This window comes from Nonlabens sp. YIK11 (assembly GCF_001413925.1).
Lineage (GTDB): Bacteria > Bacteroidota > Bacteroidia > Flavobacteriales > Flavobacteriaceae > Nonlabens.
On the sequence record NZ_LBMJ01000001.1, the window covers coordinates 2,326,180 to 2,343,768 of the forward strand.

22 protein-coding genes and 1 tRNA gene are annotated in these 17,589 nt (G+C 40.1%); 16 read left to right on the top strand and 7 right to left on the bottom strand.

Translation table 11 applies throughout. The features are described 5' to 3' along the window. Positions 1–28 precede the first annotated feature (28 nt). Positions 29–307 (bottom strand): DUF4834 family protein, encoded by a 279-nt coding sequence (locus AAU57_RS10460; RefSeq protein WP_082438605.1) that lies wholly within the window; start codon positions 305–307, stop codon positions 29–31. 83 nt (positions 308–390) lie between these two features. On the opposite strand from AAU57_RS10460, the gene AAU57_RS10465 reads away from it, so the two are divergent. The 10 genes from AAU57_RS10465 to AAU57_RS10510 all read left to right on the top strand — a co-directional run bounded on the left by AAU57_RS10465 (position 391) and on the right by AAU57_RS10510 (position 8,135). After that, positions 391–1,284, top strand: a complete 894-nt coding sequence (locus AAU57_RS10465) for a transporter (RefSeq protein ID WP_055412863.1) — start codon at positions 391–393, stop codon at positions 1,282–1,284. A gap of 19 nt (positions 1,285–1,303) precedes the next feature. Further along, positions 1,304–2,428, top strand: a complete 1,125-nt coding sequence (locus tag AAU57_RS10470; protein ID WP_055412864.1) for a hypothetical protein — start codon at positions 1,304–1,306, stop codon at positions 2,426–2,428. Then, positions 2,425–3,120: an RluA family pseudouridine synthase gene (locus AAU57_RS10475; RefSeq protein WP_055412865.1), complete on the top strand. Its 696-nt coding sequence runs from the start codon at positions 2,425–2,427 to the stop codon at positions 3,118–3,120. The genes AAU57_RS10470 and AAU57_RS10475 overlap by 4 nt, the downstream gene beginning before the upstream one ends. Then, entirely contained in the window at positions 3,117–4,490 is a 1,374-nt protein-coding gene (locus AAU57_RS10480; protein ID WP_055412866.1) for an aldehyde dehydrogenase, read from the top strand. Before AAU57_RS10475 ends, AAU57_RS10480 begins: the two co-directional genes overlap by 4 nt. Before the next feature lie 107 nt (positions 4,491–4,597). Further along, positions 4,598–4,810 (top strand): DUF2945 domain-containing protein, encoded by a 213-nt coding sequence (locus AAU57_RS10485; protein WP_055413743.1) that lies wholly within the window; start codon positions 4,598–4,600, stop codon positions 4,808–4,810. 12 nt (positions 4,811–4,822) lie between these two features. Continuing rightward, a complete protein-coding gene (locus AAU57_RS10490; RefSeq protein ID WP_055412867.1) occupies positions 4,823–5,083 on the top strand; it encodes a hypothetical protein in 261 nt (86 codons plus the stop codon). A gap of 1 nt (position 5,084) precedes the next feature. Beyond that, positions 5,085–5,702: an L-threonylcarbamoyladenylate synthase gene (locus tag AAU57_RS10495; RefSeq protein ID WP_055412868.1), complete on the top strand. Its 618-nt coding sequence runs from the start codon at positions 5,085–5,087 to the stop codon at positions 5,700–5,702. Positions 5,703–5,846: 144 nt separating this feature from the next. Next, positions 5,847–6,680 carry an alpha/beta fold hydrolase gene (locus tag AAU57_RS10500; protein WP_055412869.1) on the top strand — a complete coding sequence of 278 codons (834 nt, stop codon included), beginning with the start codon at positions 5,847–5,849 and terminating at the stop codon, positions 6,678–6,680. A gap of 143 nt (positions 6,681–6,823) precedes the next feature. After that, on the top strand, positions 6,824–7,453 hold the full coding sequence (locus AAU57_RS10505) for a carbonic anhydrase (RefSeq protein WP_055413744.1): 630 nt from the start codon (positions 6,824–6,826) through the stop codon (positions 7,451–7,453). Positions 7,454–7,541: 88 nt separating this feature from the next. Continuing rightward, a complete protein-coding gene (locus AAU57_RS10510; protein ID WP_055412870.1) occupies positions 7,542–8,135 on the top strand; it encodes a pseudouridine synthase in 594 nt (197 codons plus the stop codon). Here AAU57_RS10510 and AAU57_RS10515 read toward each other — a convergent pair. From AAU57_RS10515 to AAU57_RS10530, 4 genes are all read right to left on the bottom strand, one after another. Then, positions 8,125–8,751 (bottom strand): hypothetical protein, encoded by a 627-nt coding sequence (locus AAU57_RS10515; RefSeq protein WP_156340114.1) that lies wholly within the window; start codon positions 8,749–8,751, stop codon positions 8,125–8,127. The two genes, AAU57_RS10510 and AAU57_RS10515, sit on opposite strands and share 11 nt — an antisense overlap. Positions 8,752–8,902: 151 nt before the next feature. Next, complete coding sequence (gene murA, locus AAU57_RS10520) at positions 8,903–10,213, bottom strand: UDP-N-acetylglucosamine 1-carboxyvinyltransferase (RefSeq protein ID WP_055412872.1); 1,311 nt, start codon at positions 10,211–10,213, stop codon at positions 8,903–8,905. 226 nt (positions 10,214–10,439) lie between these two features. After that, positions 10,440–11,108, bottom strand: a complete 669-nt coding sequence (locus tag AAU57_RS10525) for a DUF4290 domain-containing protein (protein ID WP_055412873.1) — start codon at positions 11,106–11,108, stop codon at positions 10,440–10,442. A gap of 91 nt (positions 11,109–11,199) precedes the next feature. After that, positions 11,200–11,487 (bottom strand): DUF493 family protein, encoded by a 288-nt coding sequence (locus AAU57_RS10530; protein ID WP_055412874.1) that lies wholly within the window; start codon positions 11,485–11,487, stop codon positions 11,200–11,202. A gap of 75 nt (positions 11,488–11,562) precedes the next feature. Here AAU57_RS10530 and AAU57_RS10535 point away from each other — a divergent pair, with 75 nt between their 5' ends. The 5 genes from AAU57_RS10535 to AAU57_RS10555 all read left to right on the top strand — a co-directional run bounded on the left by AAU57_RS10535 (position 11,563) and on the right by AAU57_RS10555 (position 16,074). After that, positions 11,563–12,099 carry an AAA family ATPase gene (locus tag AAU57_RS10535; RefSeq protein ID WP_055412875.1) on the top strand — a complete coding sequence of 179 codons (537 nt, stop codon included), beginning with the start codon at positions 11,563–11,565 and terminating at the stop codon, positions 12,097–12,099. Further along, positions 12,092–14,002, top strand: a complete 1,911-nt coding sequence (locus tag AAU57_RS10540) for an ATP-dependent DNA helicase RecQ (protein WP_055412876.1) — start codon at positions 12,092–12,094, stop codon at positions 14,000–14,002. Before AAU57_RS10535 ends, AAU57_RS10540 begins: the two co-directional genes overlap by 8 nt. Continuing rightward, the gene (gene fmt / locus AAU57_RS10545) at positions 13,995–14,954 is read left to right on the top strand and encodes a methionyl-tRNA formyltransferase (RefSeq protein WP_055412877.1); all 960 of its coding nucleotides are present in this window, start codon (positions 13,995–13,997) and stop codon (positions 14,952–14,954) included. Before AAU57_RS10540 ends, fmt begins: the two co-directional genes overlap by 8 nt. A 147-nt stretch (positions 14,955–15,101) precedes the next feature. Next, positions 15,102–15,374, top strand: coding sequence for an HU family DNA-binding protein (locus AAU57_RS10550; protein WP_041496960.1), 273 nt, complete (start codon positions 15,102–15,104; stop codon positions 15,372–15,374). Between the two features lie 139 nt (positions 15,375–15,513). Next, positions 15,514–16,074 carry a YqgE/AlgH family protein gene (locus tag AAU57_RS10555; RefSeq protein ID WP_055412878.1) on the top strand — a complete coding sequence of 187 codons (561 nt, stop codon included), beginning with the start codon at positions 15,514–15,516 and terminating at the stop codon, positions 16,072–16,074. A gap of 2 nt (positions 16,075–16,076) precedes the next feature. On the opposite strand, the gene AAU57_RS10560 is transcribed toward AAU57_RS10555, so the two are convergent. Then, positions 16,077–16,913, bottom strand: a complete 837-nt coding sequence (locus AAU57_RS10560) for an aminotransferase class IV (protein WP_055412879.1) — start codon at positions 16,911–16,913, stop codon at positions 16,077–16,079. Between the two features lie 51 nt (positions 16,914–16,964). After that, the gene (locus tag AAU57_RS10565) at positions 16,965–17,354 is read right to left on the bottom strand and encodes an START-like domain-containing protein (protein ID WP_055412880.1); all 390 of its coding nucleotides are present in this window, start codon (positions 17,352–17,354) and stop codon (positions 16,965–16,967) included. A gap of 151 nt (positions 17,355–17,505) precedes the next feature. On the opposite strand from AAU57_RS10565, the gene AAU57_RS10570 reads away from it, so the two are divergent. Then, positions 17,506–17,579: transfer RNA gene (locus tag AAU57_RS10570), tRNA-Met, on the top strand. Positions 17,580–17,589 lie beyond the last annotated feature (10 nt).

Sequence of the window (17,589 nt, forward strand, 5' to 3'; positions counted from 1 at the left end):
ATAAACTATGATCGTTAGAAACCGAAAATTAGTCAATTTCTTCATAGTCGACGTACTCACCTAACGTTTTCTTGGATTGTTGAGTATGCGATCTTGAGGTAGAATTACCGTTATTGATGATGGTCTCGCCTTCTTTGGCAGTGTTTTGATAGGAAGAACCATTTTGACGTTGCTCAAACTGGCGTTGAACTCGATCCATGGCTTTCTTACCTGCCCATTTTAAAATGGATTTGCCATACATTCTCACGATCAATCGCACAGCAAGATAAACGCCCACGATAATTAGAATAGCCTGTAGTAATTTCAAGTTTTAAACCTTTGCCATAAAATTACGGTGCTACCTATTTGAGACTCTTTAATAAATCTTAAATTTGGTTCACATTATACACTATGCTAACTAACAAAACAATCGTTCCTTTTCTGCTTGGAATGTTCATGATTCCGTTTGCGGTGTTGGGCCAGTATACAGAAACCATCAATACCAACAATCCTGGACAATCACAAGGTGCCTTTGCAGTAGGTGTGAATGTTATTCAAGTAGAAGGTTCTGCTTTTTATCGCAGCGAAGAACATAGCTTACTCAATTATGAACGCGATATAACCGGTCTTGCTTTTCAATTGCGCTATGGTCTCTTATGGGAAGAACTGGAAATCTCCTATTTTGGAACCTTTGAAAATGTAAACGAGACGATCAATCAAGGTTTTGGTACACAGGAAAACAAATTTTCTAATTTCTCCCGCAGCACGTTGGGTGCAAAATATCTCATTTTGGATCCGCTAAAAAAATGGGGTGAGCGCAAAGTAAATCTCTACAGTTATCATGATAACCGCAGACTTAAATGGCGCGACTTGGTTCCTGCAATATCGGTATTTGCAGGTGCTAATATTGACCTGGCAGATCCCAACAGTTTATTGCCGCCAGATAATGAGAACTTTTCACCTAGAGCAGAATTAATTACCCAAAACAACTTTGGCCGTTGGGTATTTGTAGGAAACTTTATTGCAGACCGTATTGGGACTGATTTCCCAGCGTACGGCGGTATTTTTACCTTGACACACAGCATCAATAATAAGTGGGCCGCTTTTGGAGAGTTTCAAACCATCATTTCAGATTTTTATAGTGACGATATTGCTCGCGCCGGTGGCGCTTATTTGATTAATGACCACTGGCAGTTAGACGCCAGTGCAGCCGTTAATTTCAAGGATACTCCTAGCCTTTTTCAAATCAACCTGGGCATGAGCTATAGAATCGACCGTCATCAGGATCCCGTAATACAACAGTAATTTCCCCTAACCATCATTCATGAGTATTACCGTTAAACGTATCTCCAGTAAAAAGGATATTAAAAAGTTTGTGAAGTTCCCCATGGAGCTTTACAAGAACAATCCATACTTCGTACCGCCCATTATCAAGGACGAGATGGAAACTTTTGATCCCGAAAAGAACAAAGTATTTAAAAATGCAGACTGCTGGTTGTTTCTCGCTTTTCGCGAAAGCGAACTAGTAGGACGCATCGCTGCGATTGTCAATCATCTGGAAGTCAATGAGCAACACAAGCCTAAGATGCGCTTTGGTTGGTTGGACATGATAGACGATATCGAAGTGACCAAGGCACTTTTGAATGAAGTGCACCAAATAGGAAAAGAACACCACCTTGAGTATGCTGAAGGTCCTGTAGGGTTCACACTCATGGACAAGGCCGGCATGCTGGTAAAAGGATATGATGAACTAGCGACCATGATTACCTGGTACAACCATCCTTATTATAAGGAACATATGGAGCAATTGGGCTACTCAAAAAGTGCCGAATGGGTAGAATACAAGTTTGTGCCACCCAACCCTATTCCAGAGCGTTTTCACAAATTTGCAGACCTTGTAGCAAAACGATACAAACTCACGACCTTAAAGTTCAAGAACATCAAGGAAGTGGAGCCTTATGTAGATGCGATGTTTGAATTGCTGAATCAGACCTATTCGAAATTGGTCACTTTCGTTCCCATTCAGCAATATCAAATAGATTTGTATAAAGAGAAGTATCTACCCATCATCAATCCTGATTTTCTGGAATGTGTGGTGGATGAAGAAGGAAAGCTGGTCGCATTTGCCATCACCATGCCTTCATTCTCTGAAGCTTTGCAAAAAGCAAATGGAAAGCTTTTTCCTTTTGGTATCCTTCACCTATTAAAGGCTAAAAAGAAGAACAATCGCGCTGCTTTCTATTTGATTGGTATTCACCCTAGGCTTCAAGGTAAAGGCGTTACAGCGATGATGTTTCGCAACGTGACCCAAAACTTTATGGATTATGGCATTGAACTGTGTGAGACTAATCCCGAGCTGGAAGACAATGTAGCTGTACAAGCCTTATGGAAGGATTATGATCCCGTACTACACAAGCGCCGCCGTATCTATCGTAAAGATCTAGTTTGAATAAATTAGACCCACAACGTATACTATTTGAGGACAATCATTTGATTGCCGTCAACAAAAACTCTGGCGATCTGGTCCAAGGCGATAAGACCGGTGACGTGATCCTGCCCGATATTATCAAAGATTACATTGCGGTCAAATACGACAAACCTGGAGCCGTCTATTTAGGCGTTACTCATCGACTGGATAGGCCTACGTCTGGAGCAGTGATTTTTGCAAGAACGTCAAAGGCTCTTACCAGAATGAATAAGCTCTTTGCCGACCACGACACCAAAAAAATCTATTGGGCCGTGGTAGAAGGTCACGTAAGTCAAGAACGTCAGTCTTTGACGCATTATTTGCTGCGTAATCCCAAGCAAAATAAGAGCTATGCTCATGATCACGAGGTCCCTAATTCAAAAAAAGCTACTCTTCATTACAAATTACTGCACAGGCTGGACAACTATAGTTTATTAGAAGTGAACCTAGAAACGGGTAGGCATCATCAAATCAGGTCGCAGCTTAGTAAAATAGGCCATGTCATTAAAGGAGATTTAAAATATGGTGCCAGACGCAGTAACAAAGATGGAAGCATCCATTTACACGCAAGATTCTTATCTTTCATACATCCAGTAAGAAAGGAACCGGTACACATCACAGCACCAGTTCCCTCACACGATCCTATCTGGAAAGCTATAGAAAAGAATTTATGACGCCAGCCCAAGTACATCAACAACAATCTGATTTATTTAAAACCCGCAAAACCTTTGATGTCTCGTATCGCGTTCAGGCTTTAAAAAAGCTCAAATCTGTTCTGGAGAAGAATGAAAACGAGGTCTACAAAGCCTTAAAACAGGATTTGGGCAAGAGCGAATTTGAAGCTTTTGTAACAGAGTTTCAGGTGGTGATGGGCGAATTGGATACCTATATCAAAAAGACCAGAAAGTGGTCGCAACCCAAAAAAGTGAGCGCTGCCCTACTCAACTTCCCATCTAAGGCGAGACGCTATCCAGAACCCTACGGCAATACATTGATCATCTCGCCATGGAATTATCCTTTCCAGCTGGCACTTGCACCTTTGATAGGAGCAGTTGCGGCAGGAAACACAGTGGTTTTGAAGCCTAGCGAATTTTCTACCGCAACCAGTGATTTGCTTAAACGAGTATGTGAAGAAAGCTTTGAATCTGGACATGTGAATGTGGTTTTAGGCGATGGCGATATCGCACAAGAACTCACCTCTCTATCTTGGGATTACATCTTTTTTACAGGAAGTCCTGGCGTGGGCAAAAAGATTTATCAGGCTGCTGCAAAGCATTTGACTCCAGTAACACTGGAATTAGGCGGTAAAAATCCTGCCGTTGTTCATGAGAGCGCCAATCTTGAAGTGTGTGCCAAACGAATCGCCTGGGCAAAGTTTCTCAATACCGGTCAGACCTGCATCGCTCCTGACTATCTGCTCATTCACCATAGTGTCAAGGCGAAGTTTGTGGAACTACTCAAGACAGCGATTGTGGAATTCTTTGGTGAGAATCCGCAAGAGAGTAAGGATTATCCACGTATCATAAGAGACGCTCATTTTGATGCACTTAAAGAAATGATCGATGATGCAACCATACTCTATGGCGGCGATAATGATAAGCCTGATTTGTACATCGCACCTACACTACTGGACGAGCCAGCACGGGAAAGCAAAGTGATGAAAGATGAAATCTTCGGCCCTATTTTGCCCATCTTAAGTTACAAGGACAAGAGTGACCTAGAGCGATGGATAACGAGTTATGACAAGCCGCTAGGCGCTTACGTTTATGCGGGCGACAGTGGTTTTACAGATTGGTTTATAGATCGTTTTTCATTTGGTGGTGGCGCCGTGAACGACAGTGTGGTTCAGTTTTTGAATGAAGGATTGCCCTTTGGTGGTGTGGGTACCAGCGGCATAGGCAGTTATCATGGAAAGAAAACTTTTGAAACCTTCAGCCATTATAAAAGTGTGGTGCATCGCGGCACTTGGTTGGATATTTCGTTGAAGTATCCGCCGTATAATAAGAGTATCTCGTTGGTCAAGAAATTCTTTAAGTGGATTTAGTCAAACACACTACGTAAAGCATTTTTTCAGGTTGAAATTAAAAGGTTAAGTTGATGTTATTTCGCTTTCGCGAAAGCGAACTTCTACTATCTTTAAAAGAAAAAACTATGATCAAGGAAGGAACCAAAGTAAAATGGGAATGGGGCAACGGTACTGCAGAAGGTACGGTAGAATCTACATTCACCAAAAAGGTGACTAGAACCATTGAGGGAAATGAAGTGACTAGAGACGGTGAGGAAGGAAACAAAGCCCTATACATCAAACAAGAAGACGGTAGCGCCGTTCTTAAACTAGAAAGTGAAGTCGAACGCGCCGATTAATAATTCTCAATTATGATTCAACTTATCATGAGTGGCATGTCAGAATTTATTGTGATCGCTATTATTGTAGCTGTCATAATTTATGGCATCAATCTCTTTAATGACCATAAGGATACGGTGGCCATAAAGTTGCGTAAGGATGGTAAGCATGAATATCACAAAGTCCCTGCAGAACCAAAAGACCAGACCTCAATAATGATAAAAATTGCGGTTTTTATACTCATTGCAAGTGTTCTTTATATACCTCTTGACTTCATTCTAAACCGATCATAACATGGCAGAGCTAATCAAACTTTACGAAGAGAAAACCGACCAAAAACAATTGAAACGTATTGCCAAAGCAATGCGTGAAGGTGCACTGGTCATTTATCCAACAGACACAGTATATGGTCTGGGCTGTGATATTACCAATAAGGCTGCAATTGAAAAAATTGCACAGCTTAAAGGCGTGAAATCTGAGAAGGCCAATTTTTCCTTTATTTGTGAGGATTTGAGCAATTTGAGTGAATACACCAGTCAAATCGATTCTGGCACGTTTAAAATATTAAAACGTAATCTTCCTGGTCCCTATACTTTTGTTTTGCCAGGTAATAACAATTTACCTGGAATCTTTAAAAAGAAGAAAACAGTAGGTATACGCGTTCCAGATAACAATATTGCCATAGGGCTTGTAAAAGCTTTGGGGAACCCTATTATCTCTACTTCCATCAAAGACGAGGATGAAGTCCTTGAATACACCACAGACCCTAGTTTGATCCATGAGAAATGGGACAAATTAGTCGATTTTGTCATCGATGGTGGTGCTGGAGGCAACGTCGGTTCCACAGTAATTGATTTAACCACGTCAGAACCTACCTTGATAAGAGAAGGAAAAGGAAGTACGGAGTTGTAGAAACATCTCGCTAAAAATCAAAGCCGCAAATATCCTGTTTGCGGCTTTTTTGTTAGAGTTCAATTTCCAAATAAAAAGCAAATTCACATCATTTTATCAGAAGTCGCTTACAATGGAACGTATCTTAAATAAAAAATTCAAATTATGCCATATCTAGAAAAAACAACCGGAACATCAGAAGCTAACGTATCTATCTATTACGAAGACTATGGATCAGGTGATCCTATTATTTTGAGCCACGGCTGGCCATTGAGCGGCAACATGTGGGAATATCAAGTACCTGTATTGATTGAAGCGGGTTATAGAGTCATTACTTACGATCGCCGTGGTTTTGGAAAATCTTCCAGACCTTATCAAAATTATAACTATAGCACCATGTCACAGGACGTGCATGACATCATCACCAAATTGAGTCTCAATAATGTAACTCTCGTAGGGTTTTCCATGGGCGGTGGCGAACTGGGAAAATTTGTGGAAAAATATGGAACTAGCAACTTGAAGAAATTAGTATTTATAAGCTCTATCGCTCCGTTTATGCTCAAAACAGATGATAATCCAGATGGTGTGCCCGAAAAAGTATTTGAAGGCATGAAAGAAAACGTCAAAAATGATCGAGCAGGTTTCTTGAAAGAGTTTGGAAAGAACTTTGTGAACTACGATGACAATAAAGACAAAGTTTCTGAAGGTCAAATGGATTATAACTTCAATATTGCTGTTTCGGCTTCTCCTAAAGGTACATTAGACTGTATCGACGCGTTCGGTAAAACAGACTTGAGAGATGCTTTAAAATCAATTGACATTCCTACCCTATTCATTCACGGTGATGCCGATGAGATTGTACCACCAAAACCTACATCAGAACAAGGACATAAATTAGTTAAAGATTCCAGATTGGAAATCATAGAAGGAGCACCGCACGGTTTGTACTTGACTCATCAAGAGCAATTGCATAAAATTTTATTAGATTTTCTCAAATAGAATCAGCTAGAATCATTTTAAAACGGTAAGCCTGATCAGTTTACCGTTTTTTTTTGGAGTGTCTTTAATTGAATTCAAAAAACATTCCTAATGGATTTGAATAGTTGGTGGTTAGTGGTATTTTAGGACAAATTAAATTTTCCATGAAAAACCTAGATCAAATTTTTGAAAATAATAAGCAATGGATCCAATCAAAGCTAGATGAAGATGCACAGTACTTTGATAAATTGGCTTCTGGTCAAAGTCCAGAGATTCTTTACATAGGATGTTCTGACAGTAGAGCCACCGCTGAGGAGATCATGGGAATGGGACCTGGCGAAATATTTGTGCACAGAAACATCGCCAATATGGCTTCAAACCTAGATCTTACTGCCATGGGCGTGATCAATTATGCGGTAACCCATCTAAAGGTAGATCATGTAATTGTTTGTGGACACTACGGTTGTGGTGGTGTAAAAGCAGCCATGCAATCGCAGGATTTAGGAATATTGAATCCTTATCTGCGCAACATACGTGATGTATACCGTACTCATAAAGATGAGCTTAATGCCATAGAAGATGAAGAAGCTAGATACAAAAGACTAGTGGAACTAAATGTTCAAGAGCAATGTATTAATGTTCTTAAAACCAGTGATGTACAGATCGCAGTAAAGAATCGTAACATCACGGTTCACGGTTGGGTTTTTGATCTTGAATCTGGCAAGTTGATTGACTTAAAAATCGACTTCAAGTCTATCCTGAAAGATATTATGGAGATCTATCATTTAGACTAACTAATTTTATCATAAAATGAGGCGCTTTACTTGAGAACAGTAAAGCGCTTTTTATTTAGCAAAAGAGTCAAGTTTTTAGTCAAGCTTTATGGAGCACCGGCATTTTTTGATCTACAAACCATTTAAAATGGTCAGCCAATTTATTTCCAACGATCGCCATCAAAAAAAGAAAAGGTTTCTGGGAGAGCTTCATGATTTCCCAAATGGCTGTATGGCTGTTGGAAGATTGGATGAAACCAGTGAAGGCTTATTAATCATAACCACTGATGGGCAGCTGAGTAATAACATCAACAGGTCCAAAACCTTTACCAAAGAATATTACGCTCAAGTAGATGGAGAAATCACAGAGGAAGCCTTGAAGATGCTAGCTAGTGGTGTAGAGATCACAGCAAATGGTAAACCGTATATAACAGATATTTGTGATGTGAAAAAACTGGAAACTGTTCCTAACCTGCCAGAAACAAAGCAAAAAATAAGAGATGAAAGGCACGGCCCTACCAGTTGGATTTCGCTCACCTTAAACGAAGGAAAATTTAGGCAAGTGCGTAAAATGACTAGCGCCGTAGGTTTTCCAACACTACGCCTTGTAAGAGTAAGAATAGGGATTTACGAAATAGGTACAATGAAAAGTGGTGAAGTGATGGAACTTGATGACAATACGTTAAGAGATGCTATTTCTTGATAACGATCATTGTAGCTTTAACTCCAGAGGCTAGGTTCCAGACATTTTTAGAAATGACATTACCTTCTTTATCCATCACCTTGAATTCGGCAGTGTTGGGACCTGAAGAACCTTGATTCAATGCCTCAATTTCCAGCTTATTGAATCCTTCCTTTAGATTGATATCAAATCCTTGAAAGATATTACGCAGGTAAATTTGCTCTACTAAAATCTTGTCGTCCAACCAGACTCTAACCAGATCACCATCCTCATATTGATGATCACGGCACACCATGGTTAGTACATTTTCACCTGTCTTGATCTCTCCTAGAAAGGTATCACTCACAAAACCTATACTGTTCCCAAGATCCTTTTTAAACTTGGGTTTTGCAAATTGCACACCAGGATCCAATAGATCGGTATCAGTGCGCATGCTTACTTCTGGACGAGCTTTGGTTCTAGAAAAAAATGGAGTAATGGCCTCTTCCTTTTTTGGGAATAACAAAGAACCCGTTTCTTCTGGAGTTTCTACTTTACGCTCCACAGGATTGACTTTAACTGTAGAACTTCTAGGCGTCTCCTGCGCTATCGCAAAAGATCCCAAAAGCAAAACGATACATAAACATCGGAGATTCATACAACTAAAATAACAAAATCCTTGCCTAACTTGAATTTGGCAGAAAATTTTCTAATCTATCTGACACGAGAATAGACCAATAGTTGCACGTTGACTTTGAAAATATCGCTTTCGCGAAAGCGAACTCGTCTTCAAGCTTCTTTACAAAAAATTAGTTCACTCGCTGGATATGAGCTCCTATGCGCTTAAGCCTGGCATCAATATTTTGATAACCACGGTCGATCTGCTCTATGTTGTGAATCGTGCTGGTTCCCTTTGCACTCAAGGCTGCAATGAGTAGAGAGATACCGGCGCGTATGTCTGGAGACGTCATGGTCGTAGCCTTTAAACTGGACTGGAAATCATGGCCTATCACACTTGCACGATGCGGGTCACAAAGAATGATTTTGGCACCCATGTCTATGAGTTTATCTACAAAGAACAGGCGGCTTTCAAACATTTTTTGATGTATCAAGACGCTACCACGAGCCTGTGTGGCAACAACCAGCACAATACTCAAAAGATCTGGAGTAAATCCAGGCCATGGCGCATCACTTATGGTCAATATAGAGCCATCAATATAGTTCTGGATCTCGTAACCATCTGTATGTGCAGGAATATAGATATCATCGCCACGACGCTCTATGGTTATACCCAATTTGCGAAAGGTAGATGGGATCAAACCCAACTCGTCATATGCGACGTTCTTGATAGTCACTTCACTTTTAGTCATAGCAGCTAGTCCTATCCAGCTACCTATCTCGATCATATCTGGTAAAATGCGGTGTTCTGTACCACCTAATTTGTCAACTCCTTCAATGGTCAACAAATTGGAGCCTATTCCAGATATTTTGGCACCCATGCGCACTAACATCTTACACAATTGCTGTAGATATGGCTCACAAGCAGCGTTGTAGATAGTGGTAGTTCCATTTGCCATGACGGCAGCCATTACAATATTTGCGGTCCCTGTAACTGATGCCTCATCAAGCAGCATGTGTGTACCTTGAAGCTGATCTGCCTCTACTCCATAAAAATACTCTTCACGGTTGTACCTGAACTTTGCTCCTAATTTGATGAAACCTTCAAAGTGAGTGTCCAATCGGCGACGACCTATTTTATCACCACCAGGTCTAGGAATAAAGCCTTTACCAAAACGTGCCAATAAAGGACCAACCAGCATGATGGAACCGCGTAATCCACGACCTAATATTTTATATTCTTCAGATTGCAGAAAATCCAGATCTACATTGTCTGCTTGAAATGTGTAGGATGAACTAGAGTTTTTAGTGACTTTAACGCCTAAATGACTTAACAAGTCAATCAATTTATTGACGTCAATGATATCAGGAACATTGTTGATGGTGACAGGATCTGCTGTTAAAAGAACCGCACATAAAATTTGTAGCGCTTCATTTTTAGCTCCTTGTGGTTGAATATCTCCTTTAAGCGCATGACCGCCTTCTATAATGAATGTTCCCATGAAAACAAATCGGTTTAAAATTTAAAAATAGACATCTGGATAATCAGATCTTTTATTTTTATGGAGAAGTATTCATAAGTAATCAACAGAAGAGTATTTTCTATGTTGAATAAGAAATGGCCTTGTTGAAAAGGATACGTGAATGGTTAGTACCAATTACTGAACTCTCATAGGCAAGCCTTGAGAACAACAACTATTTGTAGATCAGATCTAAGCGTAGCTTGTATTAGTTACGTCTACGTCTATTGTTATTGTTGCTGCGTCCGCCTTTTTTCGAGCGGTTGCGATTGTTGTTGTTATTATTGTGACGTTTTGTATTGGTATTGCGGTAGATCAAATCTTTGGATTCCAAAAGATCTTCATCCTTGGCCGCAAGATTGATTTTTCCGTCACTTAATTCAAACAAGTGTTTGAAAATCACGGCATCATCTACTGAGTCCTTATTCCAATTGAGAAAGGATTTCTTCATGTGATTAGCAATGATAAACGTAAGCGCCTCACGCTTTTCTCCTTTTTCCCAGGAGCTTGCCACATCGATCATGCTCTGGATGTTGTTTCCATAGAAACGATATCTTGGCTTCTTTTGCGGATAAGGCATTCTAGGTGGATGCGCCTCAAGATCTTCCCTTTTAGGCAATGGATATGGTGAATCTACGTCCAGATCAAAATCTGCTATGATAAAAAACTGGTCCCAAAGCTTGTGTTGGAAATCTGCCACATCTCTCAAATGCGGATTTAAATTTCCCATGACACCTATGATCGCGTTAGCCATGCGATTGCGCTCTTCCTTAGTTTCCAAGGTTTTGCAATGCTCGACTAGTTTTTGTATATGACGACCGTATTCAGGTATGTTGAGCTGGTTACGCTCTGTGTTGTACTCTAATGATGATATCAAAATGGACTGTAATTGGTATTGTGAAGTGCTGCAAAATAAGCAAAAAGCACTAATTCAAACAAAAAATTAATGTAAATAGAAGAATACTATCTTATAGGGAAATCACTCCATCTACTGTCGCCACTTCCTTATACTTCTGGATCACGTGCTCTGGGTTCTTCATTTTGACTAAAATAGACAAGCTCGTGTATTTGCCTTTACTGGATTCTTTCGTATTGATGACGGCGCCCATGTTGTCAAAGATTTGTTCAATCTCAACAATTTTGGATTGCTGCGATGGTACGATGAACTTATAGAGATATTTAGAAGGCCATAAGCTTGTATCTGCTAGTTGTAATTTGAGTTTTTCGTAGAATTCTTCTGACTTTGGGTCGTTCATAACAGTGATAAGAAATGCAAATATAATAATAGGATAGCGCTACTGCTAACTGGAGATTTGCTTAATTTGTAGTTTATGGAAAAGATAAAAAGAATCTTGTTGATAGGTGGTCCAGGTTCTGGAAAAACCACGCTAATCCATGCGATTGAACAAGCTGGTTACACAGTACACCACGAGATTTCTAGAATGGTAACGCAACGAGCACAGGAACAAGGAATTGATCAGCTGTTTCTGGAAGACCCAATGGCGTTTAGTAATGAACTCTTACAAGGTCGCATTGAACAATTTGAAAGCGCGTCCAGCGGCATCAACTTCTATGATCGCGGCATTCCAGATGTACCGGCTTATCATAAATTTACCGGTGATCCTATACCAGATTCTTATCAAGATGCCTCTGAGAAATATCAATATGATGCAGTGTTCTACCTGCCTCCATGGAAAGAGATCTATCAAAGCGATAATGAACGCTATGAAAGTTATGATCAAGCAGTAACCATAGGTTCCATTCTAGCACATTATTATCAAGACCTTAATTATGAAATTGTTGAGGTGCCTAAAGCCAGCGTTGAAGAACGACTTGAGTTTATTCTAAAACATGTAAGCATTGATTGAAAAGTCAAAGCAAATATTACAAGACGTTTTTGGTCATCCCGATTTTTTACCGCTACAGGAAAAAGTTATTTCCAACGTTTTAAAGGGAAACAACAGCCTCGTTTTACTACCTACCGGTGGTGGCAAGTCTCTTTGCTATCAGGTACCAGCCATCCAATTGGACGGTATATGCATCGTTATTTCACCTCTGGTTGCTTTAATTAAGGATCAAGTCGCACAACTCAAAAAACGCGGAGTGAAAGCCATAGGCATAACAGGATCGGTACGCATCAAAGACTTGGATGATATGCTGGACAATGCCATTCATGCCATTGACAGCGATGGGAAAAATGTCTATAAATTCCTGTACTTGAGTCCAGAACGACTGCAGCATCCACTGGTACAGCAGCGTATCAAAATGATGAATGTCAACCTTATTGCTGTGGATGAAGCGCATTGCATAAGTGAATGGGGACACGATTTTAGGCCAGCTTATCGACAGATCACTACAATCACAGCTTTAAAACCAGAGGTACCCATCATTGCTTTAACCGCAACAGCAACCGCTCAAGTTCAAGAAGACATTCTCAACAATCTTGAAATACCAAATGCCCAGGTTTTCAAGAACAGTTTCAAAAGGGATAATATTACCTACAGGATTCTCGACACGCCTAACAAAAGAGTCGCCATAGCTTCCTTTTACAAAAAATACAAAGGCAGCTCCATCACCTACGTGCGCAGTAGAAAAAACTGTCTGGAATATGCTGCATATCTGGAACAACAAAACGTTACATCCCAGTATTACCATGGTGGTCTGGATGCGCGTAGCCGAGACGCCTCCATGAAAGAATGGATGCAAAACCAGAAACAAGTCATGGTCGCGACTAATGCCTTTGGAATGGGAATTGACAAACCAGATGTGCGCACCATTGTCCACCTGCAACTGCCAGACAGCATCGAGAGTTACTATCAGGAAACCGGTCGTGCAGGTCGCGATGGTCAACCCAGCATAGCGCAATTCATCTATAACATTAATGATCTCAATCACGCTCATAATCAATTCATAAAAGGATTGCCCAGCGTGGCATTCGTCAAACAAGTCTACAGGGCACTGTGCAATCACCTTCAAATACCAATTAACGAAGGTATGGAGACGCAGCACCAATTTTCGTTTTCAGAATTTTGCAAGAATCATGACTTCAATGCCGTTTCTTGTTTCAATGCCTTGCAGATACTGGATCGATATGATGTCTTGAAGATGCATCAACATGGAGAAAGACGGTCGAGTATTCGCTTTCGCGAAAGCGCAAACACCATCATCAATCACACAAGAAACAATCAGGTAGCCGGTAGCGTCATGCAGGCGATTCTGAGAACCTACAGCGGCAGCCAGCAACAAGAGATCCATATCAATCTGGGACTTATCGCGATGCGCAGCAACACGACCGAAAAGGAAGTGGTACAAGTCCTTGAGAAAATGGCGCAACTTGAGGCCATTGAAGCCCAACTGGCCGAAGCAGATACCCAGGTGTTTTTTCTGGTTCCTAGAGAAAACGATCGCACGATCAACCGTTTTGCTGGACTGCTTAAAATGCAAAATGAGATAAAGAAAAAAAAACTGGATGCGATGATGCAACTAGTACAAGAGCGCGACCTTTGCTTGCAGAATTTCATTTTGGAGTATTTTGATGAACCATCAGGTGCGCCTTGCGGTTCCTGTTCCAATTGTCAACCCGGTAGGAGTTCGAAAATCACTTTCAATGAACTCGATCTTTTGGAATTTTTGAAAGAACCCATGAATTTTGAGGAGATAAGAAATAAGGCAGCAGTAACTACCGATCAATTAACCTATCACATTAAACATTTACTGGAGCAAAAGAAGATCAAAATAACTCCAGACAATAAATACCACATCAATGAGTAAAAAACTAAAAATCGTATTCTTTGGAACACCAGAGTTTGCTACCGGTATTCTCAAGACTCTCAATGAGTCAGAACATGAAATCGTGGGCGTGGTGACCGCTCCAGATAAACCAGCGGGACGTGGCAGACAGCTGCATCAAAGTGACGTAAAGAAATATGCATTAGAAAATCAATTGCACCTATTGCAGCCCACTAACCTCAAGTCAACCGAGTTTACAGAACAATTGAAAGAACTTGAGGCTGATTTACAAGTGGTTGTCGCCTTCCGTATGTTACCAGAGGTGGTCTGGGCTATGCCGCCTTTAGGTACCTTTAATCTTCATGCTAGTTTGTTACCTCAATATAGAGGAGCTGCTCCCATCAATTGGGCTATCATGAACAATGAAAAGGAGACAGGCGTGACAACGTTTTTTATTGATGAAAAAATTGATACCGGTGCCATCATCGATCAACTAAAGTGTCCTATAGAACAAAGAGAAACCGTAGGAACACTTTATATGAAACTTATGGAGCTGGGCGCTGCGCTGAGCTTAAAAACGGTAAACGATATCGCATCAGGCAATGTGACTACCACTATTCAAAAAGATGCTGAAGAGCTCAAAGAGGCTCCCAAGCTAGATGCAGCCAACACTACTATTGACTTTAATACTACTGCAACCGCTGTGGATGCCATGGTTAGAGGCCTAAATCCTTTTCCCGTAGCAAAAGCGGTCCTAAAAGACGACACTACTCAAACCATCAAGATATTTAAAACCGAGGTTGTTGATAAAATTCATGAAATGATACCTGGTAGTATTGTCATCGAAGATGGAAAACTTTTGGCGGCATGTGCGGAAAATATGGTAGAGCTAAAAGAGCTTCAATTTCCCAACAAAAAAAGAATGAAGACAGCCGATTTACTTAACGGGTATCAATTTACCGCCAATGCTAGATTTGACAAGGCCTCGCGATAAAACGGTACGTATGCTGCATACTTATTAACAATTGTTTAGGTTTATCAACATTTTTTCTCATTTCTTGCAGTATTCCTTGTGTGCTAGCATAATCCGTATAAATTTGTTTCACGTTTTAGTTTAACCAACATTAATTTAAATTCAATTATGAACAAAACAGATTTAATCGAAGGAATGGCAGAATCTGCTGGCATTTCTAAAGCAGCTGCAAAAAAAGCATTAGAATCTTTTCTAGGTAACGTAGAAAAGTCCCTTAAAAAAGGTGACCGTGTTTCTCTAGTAGGTTTCGGATCATTCTCAGTTTCTAAAAGAGCTGCACGTGAAGGAAGAAACCCACAGACTGGTAAAACCATCAAGATCGCTGCTAAAAAAGTAGTGAAATTCAAAGCAGGAAGCGATTTACAGAAAGCTGTAAACTAATTCCCATTCTTACGAATTTAAAACCCATCCCGCTACAGCTGGATGGGTTTTTCTTTTTAAGGCATCTATTTAAAATAAATTATAATGATTTGTTAATAAACAGATTTATTTTATTAAGTTTAATCATAGCCACCACACTATGAAAACTCTTGCACCCAACCGAGGCAAACTATTGATATCTGAACCCAGTATTATTGGCGATGCTTCATTTTCCAGATCTGTTGTTCTCTTAACTGAGTTCAATAATGAAGGAATTGTAGGGTTTATCATCAACAAACCACTGGACTATACTCTAAATGAATTGGTTCCTGAAATTCAAGAAGAGTTTGAAGTATATGATGGTGGCCCAGTAAGTACAGACAATCTCTATTTTTTACATCGAGTCCCAGAACTTATTCCAGATTCTCACCATATAGAAGACGGCATCTATTGGGGTGGCGATTTTCAAACGGTAAGTGCCCTAATCAATCAAAACAAAATTGCCTCAAATGAAATTAAATTCTTTTTAGGCTATTCAGGTTGGGAACGAGATCAACTACAACAGGAACTGGATTCTAAAAGCTGGGTTGTAACAGATAATGAAGACAGTGCGGTCGTATTATCTGATGAAATTCATGACATCTGGAAAATCAAGATGCGCGATCTGGGCAATGGCTATGAAATCTGGTCCAATGCCCCAGAAAACCCTAGTTACAATTAATCTTAACTAAAAAGTTTTTGATTAAAAAACTCGCGCAACTCGTCCGCCGCGCTAGTTTCATATTCTTTCTTACGATACTTACTAATAGATTTGATTCCCTGAATCACATTTGTAGAAAACATCTCATCTGCCCTCTGCAATTCAAAAGGAGTAATGCTTTCTTCTACTACTTGATAGTTGAGCATTCGTTTCAATTGCGCAATCACCTGGCCTCTCATGATACCATTCAAACAACCATCTGCAATAGGTGGCGTCTTAATGATATTATCAGATCTTAAAAACAAATTACCAGATATAGATTCGACAACCATTTTATTTTGGTTGAGCAGTAGCATATCATCATAATCGTTCTCTGTCTTGTAGATTCCGGCAAGTATGTTGACAGTTTTGGTAGTCGTTTTAAGGGTTCCCAGCATCCCTAGCGGCAACAAATGGTCCTTGAATAGCTCTACTTCATTGGTTCCAGTGAATTCAAAAACATGAGAAAGTGAACTAGCTTCCATGCTATAGGATACGGTGGAATCTGTTGGAGTGTACAATCCACCTTGATTACGCCATACGGTAATACGAATTCTAGTATGGTCAGAGTTCAATTCATTGGCCTCGTGCAACTCTTTTATTTGTTCCTCAAAAAATTCTGGAGTAAATGAATCGGGAATCTCCATGCGCAAGATGCGCATGCTTGACATAAGTCTAAAATAATGTGATTCGTAGAAAATAGCGATTCCCTTATAGCAGCGTATGGTCTCAAAAACCCCATCACCATAATAAGTACCACGATTGTTAAAGGCAATGTGTGCCTGTTCTGTTTCTACTAATTGATCATTAAGTAATATCATAAAAAATGCCCTGATTTACAGGGCACAAATTTAATCTTTATAAAAGGCTCACTATCGTGATCCCAATACTTTTTTGAGTTCGCTCACTTGGTTTTCCCAAAACATTTTTTGCTCCTCAACCTCGTCCTCATCATCACCAAAATCTGTGATCATTAATGATACATCCTTTGTGATTTCATCTACCTCAATACGGAATTCAAAATACTTCTTAGTATCCTCATCATAATCCCATTGAAATCTAGCGCGCTCCTCGCCTATTCTCTTAATAATTTTTGCCTTCTCTTCCTGGCCATCCCAAATGAATCTGAAGTATTCACCGCGACTGTTCACGTTATCTGCAAACCATTCTGACATTCCAGATGGAGTAGCAAAGTATTGGTATAATAAACTGGGAGATACTTGAACGAGAAATTCCAACTCAAATTTTATAGGCTCTTGCATGGGTGTTAAACTTTGGGCGGCAATATAACGTAAACCTATTAAGTCTTGAAAATTTATTGAATTAAAATTTTTGCTGGATTGGGTTTGGTCTACAATATAAATTAAAGTTATATTTGCAGCCGCTTAAGCAATCAGCGGTTTAAGTGAAAATGGCGTGGTAGCTCAGCTGGTTAGAGCGCAGCACTCATAATGCTGAGGTCGGCGGATCGTGCCCGCCTCACGCTACGAAAAAACC